This is a genomic window from Novipirellula caenicola, assembly GCF_039545035.1.
Classification (GTDB): Bacteria; Planctomycetota; Planctomycetia; order Pirellulales; family Pirellulaceae; genus Novipirellula; species Novipirellula caenicola.
This window is the reverse complement of the sequence record NZ_BAABRO010000029.1, coordinates 65630-72227: the sequence shown is the minus strand read 5'-3', so window position 1 is coordinate 72227 and position 6598 is coordinate 65630. Positions and strand designations below refer to the sequence as shown.

General features: G+C 54.4%; 6 protein-coding genes. 2 read left to right on the top strand and 4 right to left on the bottom strand.

The window, feature by feature from the left end; genetic code table 11:
• Positions 1 to 238 precede the first annotated feature (238 nt).
• Complete coding sequence (locus tag ABEA92_RS29535; protein WP_345689161.1) at positions 239 to 1018, bottom strand: sensor histidine kinase; 780 nt, start codon at positions 1016 to 1018, stop codon at positions 239 to 241.
• 296 nt (positions 1019 to 1314) lie between these two features.
• Between ABEA92_RS29535 and ABEA92_RS29530 the strand changes: the two genes are divergently transcribed.
• Positions 1315 to 1590, top strand: coding sequence for a hypothetical protein (locus ABEA92_RS29530; RefSeq protein ID WP_345689159.1), 276 nt, complete (start codon positions 1315 to 1317; stop codon positions 1588 to 1590).
• A gap of 185 nt (positions 1591 to 1775) precedes the next feature.
• On the top strand, positions 1776 to 2783 hold the full coding sequence (locus tag ABEA92_RS29525; RefSeq protein WP_345689158.1) for a type II secretion system F family protein: 1008 nt from the start codon (positions 1776 to 1778) through the stop codon (positions 2781 to 2783).
• Positions 2784 to 2916: 133 nt separating this feature from the next.
• Here ABEA92_RS29525 and ABEA92_RS29520 read toward each other — a convergent pair whose 3' ends face one another.
• From ABEA92_RS29520 to ABEA92_RS29510, 3 genes are all read right to left on the bottom strand, one after another.
• A complete protein-coding gene (locus ABEA92_RS29520) occupies positions 2917 to 3303 on the bottom strand; it encodes a cytochrome C oxidase subunit IV family protein (RefSeq protein ID WP_345689156.1) in 387 nt (128 codons plus the stop codon).
• Positions 3304 to 3413: 110 nt separating this feature from the next.
• Entirely contained in the window at positions 3414 to 4622 is a 1209-nt protein-coding gene (locus tag ABEA92_RS29515; protein WP_345689154.1) for a cytochrome c oxidase subunit 3, read from the bottom strand.
• Positions 4623 to 4716: 94 nt separating this feature from the next.
• Positions 4717 to 6447, bottom strand: coding sequence for a cytochrome c oxidase subunit I (locus ABEA92_RS29510; RefSeq protein WP_345689152.1), 1731 nt, complete (start codon positions 6445 to 6447; stop codon positions 4717 to 4719).
• Between the last annotated feature and the right edge of the window lie 151 nt (positions 6448 to 6598).

Below are 6598 nucleotides of genomic sequence, written 5' to 3'. Positions count from 1 at the left end.
CGAAACTCACTCACGGCTTATTGATTTAATGAGCCGCGACGCGTCAGCGGCCGGGTCCCACGCACGACCCGGTGCCTTACGGCCCACGGCTCACCGCTGAGATTTGCATTTCGCTTAAATCAACACGACGCCAAGACTTTCGATCGGTCGACACATGCCCCTCCGAAACGCTTGACGAGTTTCGCGACCTTCGAGGGTGGGGACACACTAAAAACAGGCCTGCAGGCCTATCGCACGGTTAGGCGGCGGCTTGTTGGCCGTTGGCGATCGGCAACCGAATCACAAACGCAGTTCCGCGACCGACGGTGCTTTCCACACGGATGCGGCCTTTGTGAGTGTCGATGATTTCTTTGCACGCAGCCAAGCCTAAACCGGTGCCCCCTTTTCCTGATTCATCCGGCCCCGATTTGGTCGTGAAAAAGGAATCAAAGATATGAGGCAATTCGTTTTTGGGGATTCCACAACCACTGTCGCGGATCGTCATTTCCACCCACTCGTCCTGAGTCGAGCGAGCTAGTTTGACGAGGATGGTGCCCCCTTCGGGCATCGCTTGCCGTGCGTTGATCAGCAGGTTCAACAGCACGCGTTGAATCTGGTTGCCGCTTGCAAAAGCCTTCGGAGTCGAATCGTCAATTTCGGTTTCGATGCTGATGCGGTACTTTCGCATCTCACGTTCGAGCAGCACTAAGGAATCGTTGATGATGCTGGCCAAGTCCGTTGGCTCCATCGATTCGCTGCGATTACGAGCCTGGGCCAAAATGGTGTTGGTGATCTTGGCAGCGCGTTCAGATGCTTCGAGGATTTTCGAAAGCGCCTTGTCGCGGCTGGCATCGTCGCGATTGCGAATGCCAAGTTTTGAGTAATTGATCACCGTCATCAACACGTTGTTGAATTCATGGGTCGCCGTGCTCATCAGTTCCCCAAGCGAAGCCAAGCTTTGCAATTTCCGCATCTCCGCTCGGAGGTACTGGATTTCCGCTTGAGCGTCGTTGCGAGATGGCAGTGGGGATGATGACATAATGATACGGTTTCATGCGAGCGTGAGCGGCCGGTTCATCGTCACCGCCGCGGTGGTGAATCAGGCGACACGCGGGCGACGGCGACAGTAATTGATCTATCGTCGAAGCCCGTTGATTCGCTACACCTCGTATGATCGTACCTGCATAGTTTGCCACGCTCGCCGAGTCGACCGGTCCGGTGGGTAGGTTCGGCTGCGAAAGGATTCCGACTAGGCAAACTGTCTTCATTGGCTCGCCGTTTTCGCGATGCCACTTTAGCCCCGCCGCCTGCGTACTGTGTGTGATGGATCGACCGATGCGAAATCAAGCAAGTGATTTAAAAATGGCTGACGAGAACGTGGTCCAGCGGCTACGTCGTCGCACCCAACAAGCACGCGATCTTGGGTTTCACGTCCGCACCGAATTGCTCGATGGCCAAGAACCCTCGTGGTGTATGATCGGCAAACGGAAGACGATTTTCATCGATCTCGCACAAACCGCGGCCGAACAGCTTCGCCAACTCGAAGAATCGATGTCCGAGTACCAGCAGCGACTGCGTCAATCGCGTGAATCGATGAATCCAGCCGCATGATCCAACACGATCGCTTTGGGGCCGCATCACGCTGCGAAAAAGCGAGTCTTTTTTTGCTGTCAGCGGCCGAATTGGCGGTGCTGACTACTTTTCGGTCGCGCGACAAGGCACAATAGGCAGTCAAGATTGGATTGTGTTGACCTGCTGCGATTCTTAGAGGCCGTTGTCCTGTGTTTTCCCGCCGAATGAAGCTGTCCGCCGCCTCAGGCTTTTGCTATCGATTTGGAACCGGCATCAAGGCAGGGGCCGATTTGCTAGCGATGCTGCAAAGTGAGGCGGGCTATGGATCGCCACGGCAACGCGCAGCGATGGTGTCGATCCGCGAGGCGGCCAAAAAAGGCGAGCTGCTGAGTGAGTCGATGAAACGCGAGGAGCCGTTTTTTCCACCGCTGCTGATTTCGATGGTTCGCGTGGGCGAAGCCACGGGGCGACTTGAACGCGCTCTGCTGTCACTCGCCGAACACTACAAACACCGCTTGGCACTGCGTCAGAAATTCATCAGCTCGCTCGCCTGGCCCGCGATTCAAATGATCGTTGCTGTGTTGGTGATTTCGTTGTTCATCTGGTTGATGGGCCAATTCAATATGGCCGACATGCTCGGCTTCGGACTGGTCGGTACCCCCGGCGTGTTGAAACTTTGGGGCATCCTGTTTGTCTTTTCATTATTAATTGCAGCGTCGATTTGGGCATTCATGCGAAACGTTGGTGGGGTTCAAAACCTGATCCCGCTACTTTATATGGTGCCCGTATTTGGACCGGCACTGCAGACAATCACGTTGTCGAGGTTTTGTTGGACGCTGTCGCTCAGCTTGGATGCGGGGCTCGACCCCATTCGATCGATCTACCTTGCACTCGATAGCACCGACAGCGACTACTACAAAAGTGTCGGCAAGGACGCCGAAGAGGCGATCCTCGGCGGCGATTCACTGTCGGGAGCCTTGAAGGCAACGCGGTTGTTTCCCGATGAATTTATCACCCGCGTCGAGATCTCAGAGCTGTCGGGCACCGATGCCGAATCGATTGACATGCTTGCTCAAGAGTATGACGAGAAAGCCAAGCGGGCGGTCGGGACGCTGGCAGGATTGGCGACCGGCATCGTGTGGCTCAGCACGATGGCGATGTTAGTGTTTTTGATCCTGCGGATCGCACTGAGCATCGGCGGCGCCTACAGCGACGCGTTGCAGCCAATTTAAGAAGACGATAAGCCCGGATCCAATCGCGGTCGCGATGCAGATCCGGCACGTTTTCAGGGCGAGGGTGAATTCATCAACCACCGCCATGCCGAAACTTCGCTGCGTTTCGGCCTACATCGCAACAAATCCGATCTTAGGAATCGGAGGTGGTTACGACGGCGTCATCCACCAAAATGGTGTCGTCCGAAGTCAATCGACTGTCGCTGAGTGTTGCGATGATAAAGATCGCCAAAAACACAAACGACGAGATGAACACCACCGCATTGAATGGTTTGTCATACAACACGTGCATAAAGAACAGCACCACAAGCGTTGCTTTGACCGTGGCAATCGCCATCACAATCACCACATCAAGACCACCGAGATCAAAACTGGCTTGGGCAACCGTCACGATCGTCAAAAAGACAAGCGCGGCGAAGACGCCAAACAGGATCGGCAGCGGCAAGGGGTGAGCGAAATCGTACCCTTCACGATGTTCACCGGAGCCGTGGTCGGAAGATGCGGAATTGTGAGCGGACATAATTGAGTCAATCGAAAGGTTGTGTGAGTCGTCGAGCCAACAAGGCATAGGGGCACTGGCGACCGCGATTCATTGCGATGCCAGAGCGTTTCAATTCATCGAGAATCGCGTTAGCGAATCAAGTACAACAACGGGAACAGGTAGATCCAAATCAAGTCGACCAAGTGCCAATACAGACCGACGTAATCGACTGGGCCAAAGTAATTGTGGTTGAAGTCTTGGCGAATCGATCGTACCAACAACCAAACCAATACGCCGATACCGGCCAAAATGTGGATCGCGTGAACCCCGGTCATACAGTAGTAGATGCTAAAGAAGACACCGGCTCGGCTCGGGGTCAAGAATTCGCTTGGGACCGAATCAATGGTCGCATCGATCTCGTATTGTCCGACGATCGCAGAACCGCTGGCCATGGCCGATTGACGCTCGATCGCTGACAACTCGTTTTGAATCCCCGTGTTGGTCGCGTCGGTGGCCAAACGTTCGCGGACTCCGTAATCGGCTCCACTGATCTCGTTTTCAAGCGTCGCAAGCGATTCCCCTTCGGCGTGATCCGCTTCGTCAGCGTGATCGGCATGGTCGTGACCATCGGCCGCGACATGGCTTTCGCCAGCGTGGTCACCGGTTTCGCTGGCGTGTGCTTCCGTCGAATCTCCGCTTTCCAGGATCGTGCCCAGACCGACGCCACCAAAGAAGCTGGCACAAACGACGATCAACGGCAACGCGACCGCGGCTTGGAATTGCTTGTCGCGGACTTTTGAAACCACGTACCAAATGACCACTCCGATCAGTGCGATGGCAAACGGAGCACAGATCCAAGCCAAGTAGTTTGGACCGCCCTCGTGGTGCGGGTGAGCGGGGTCGTAGCTGAATAATCCTGCGGGCAGTAGTCCCATGTGGAACTTGTGCGAGTATTCGATGGCTTTGACGCCCAAGAAGACCATCGCACACGACAATGTGGTGGCGATCAACGCAGTCAAACCTTTGTGGTTTTCGGTTTGCGAACATCGCACTGCCCATGCCATCGTCAACGAGCTGAATAGCAGCACGCCGGTGTTGATCGCACCAAGCTTGGTGTTAAGGAATTGGCTGCAACCTTCGAACACCTCGGGCCGCAACATGCGAAAGATCGCGTAGGCACAAAACATGCCACCAAAGAACAGCACTTCGGTAACAAGGAAGATCCAAATGCCAAGCTTGCCACTGTCGAACTGTTGTTCGGGAGTGTCAAAATGATGCGCCAAATACGACGGGTGATCGTGGTCATGATCATGAGCGCCGTGAGCGTCAGTCGCGGAATCAGCTTCGAGAGTGGACATGAAGATTGGAAGCAGGAAAAAGGTTGAAAGTGTCAAGGGCAGCGGCAGCCGACATGGGGACTGCCGCGATACATCAATCGTTAATGACTAACGACTAGTGCTTGTGGCTAGCGTGAGCGGGTGATTTCGATGGGTCCGCCTCAGGGGCCAATTTGCGTTCGGGTTGAACCGTCACGTATCGTTCGTCCGATTCTTGCCACTCGATGTCGTGGAAATCGTAGGGGTCGCCCACAACCGGAGCACGTTCAAAGTTATAGAACGGCGGAGGGCTGGTGCAGTTCCATTCCAAAGTCGCACCGCCCCAAGGGTTCGCAGGAGCTCGTTTGCCGCGGAACAGCGAATGCATCAAGGTGATGAACGCGACCAAAATGCCGAATCCCAACAGCAATGCACCATAGGTACTCATTTGATGCAGGAAAGCAAATTCGGGATCGTACGTCGCATAGCGTCGTGGCATGCCGCGGCTACCGAGTACGAATTGGGGCAAGAAGGTCAAGTTGAAGCCGAGGAACACAAGCACTGCCGAAATTCGGCCGCCGGTTTCGTTGAACATCTTGCCAAACAATTTGGGCCACCAGTGGAACACACCACCAAGAAACGCAACCAAGGTTCCACCCACCATCACGTAGTGAAAGTGAGCGACCACAAAGTAGGTGTCGTGCAAGTGTTGGTCGGTCGCCAACGTTCCCAGGTGCAGCCCGGTCAAACCACCTATCGTGAACAAGAAGATGAACGAGATGCCGTAGCACATCGGGCTGGTCAAACTAATCGACCCTTTGTACATCGTGGCCAACCAGTTGAAGACCTTGATCGCCGATGGAATCGAAACGGTAAAGGTCAACGCACTGAACACGATCGTGGTCAGCGAGCTCATTCCTGCGGTGAACATGTGGTGTCCCCAAACCAGGAAGCCCAGCAATGCAATCGCGATGGACGAGTAGGCGATGAAGCGATAGCCGAAGATGTGTTTATGGCTGTGAACGCTGATGATTTCGCTGATGATCCCGAAGGCAGGCAAAATCATGATGTATACCGCGGGGTGACTGTAGAACCAGAAAAAGTGCTGGTAAGTCACGGGGTCGCCATTGAATTCAGGATTGAAAATCCCGATTTGCATCGTTCGTTCGGCAATCAGCAGCAGCAACGTGATCCCAAGGACCGGTGTTGCCAAAACTTGGATGATACTGGTCGCATAGGTCGCCCACAGGAACAACGGCATGCGGAACCAAGTCATCCCCGGCGGACGCATCGTGTTGATCGTGACGATGAAGTTCAAACCGGTAAAGATCGAGCTAAACCCAAGAATGAACGCCCCCATCGTGGCCATGATGACCGAGGTGTCCGTCGTCGTGCTGTAAGGAGTGTAAAACGTCCAACCGGTATCCAAACCGCTTGACAGCAAAGCCATGACGAAGAACACGGCGCCAAACACCCACAAGTAAAAACTACTTAGGTTCAACCTGGGAAAGGCGACGTCCTTGGCCCCCAGCATCACCGGAACAAGGAAGTTCCCCAGCGCCCCCGGGATACTTGGGATGATGAACAAGAACACCATGATCGCGCCGTGCAGCGTGAACACTTGGTTGTAGATATTGTTGGCATCTGCTCCACGGAACATCCACCCATCGGGATCCATCAAGTGCAAGCGGATTGCCAGCGCTAGCAGACCACCGAGCGCGAACGAGATCGAGACGCCGATCAAGTACATCACGCCAATTCGTTTGTGGTCCAGCGTGAACATCCAACTTAGAATTCCCTTGGAATTCGTCAGATAGTTTTCTCGCTCGGTGGGAAACCCAGGGTCGCGAACGGTTCCAGCAGACATCTCAATTACCTCGTCGAACGCAGGAAATGCGTCAATCTTCTATCGTTGAGCCGACAAACGTCGGTCGTTATTTCAAATGGTTTGGTTTCACGGCTTCATTCTGAAGCTTGCATCCAGCCGGCTCAAGGACGTTTTTCTCAATCTGCAAAAG

Coding starts and splice junctions, on each gene's coding strand:
- ABEA92_RS29535 (WP_345689161.1), bottom strand. CDS start 1,018: ATGTCATCATCCCCACTGCCATCTCGCAACGACGCTCAAGCGGAAATC.
- ABEA92_RS29530 (WP_345689159.1), top strand. CDS start 1,315: ATGCGAAATCAAGCAAGTGATTTAAAAATGGCTGACGAGAACGTGGTC.
- ABEA92_RS29525 (WP_345689158.1), top strand. CDS start 1,776: ATGAAGCTGTCCGCCGCCTCAGGCTTTTGCTATCGATTTGGAACCGGC.
- ABEA92_RS29520 (WP_345689156.1), bottom strand. CDS start 3,303: ATGTCCGCTCACAATTCCGCATCTTCCGACCACGGCTCCGGTGAACAT.
- ABEA92_RS29515 (WP_345689154.1), bottom strand. CDS start 4,622: ATGTCCACTCTCGAAGCTGATTCCGCGACTGACGCTCACGGCGCTCAT.
- ABEA92_RS29510 (WP_345689152.1), bottom strand. CDS start 6,447: ATGTCTGCTGGAACCGTTCGCGACCCTGGGTTTCCCACCGAGCGAGAA.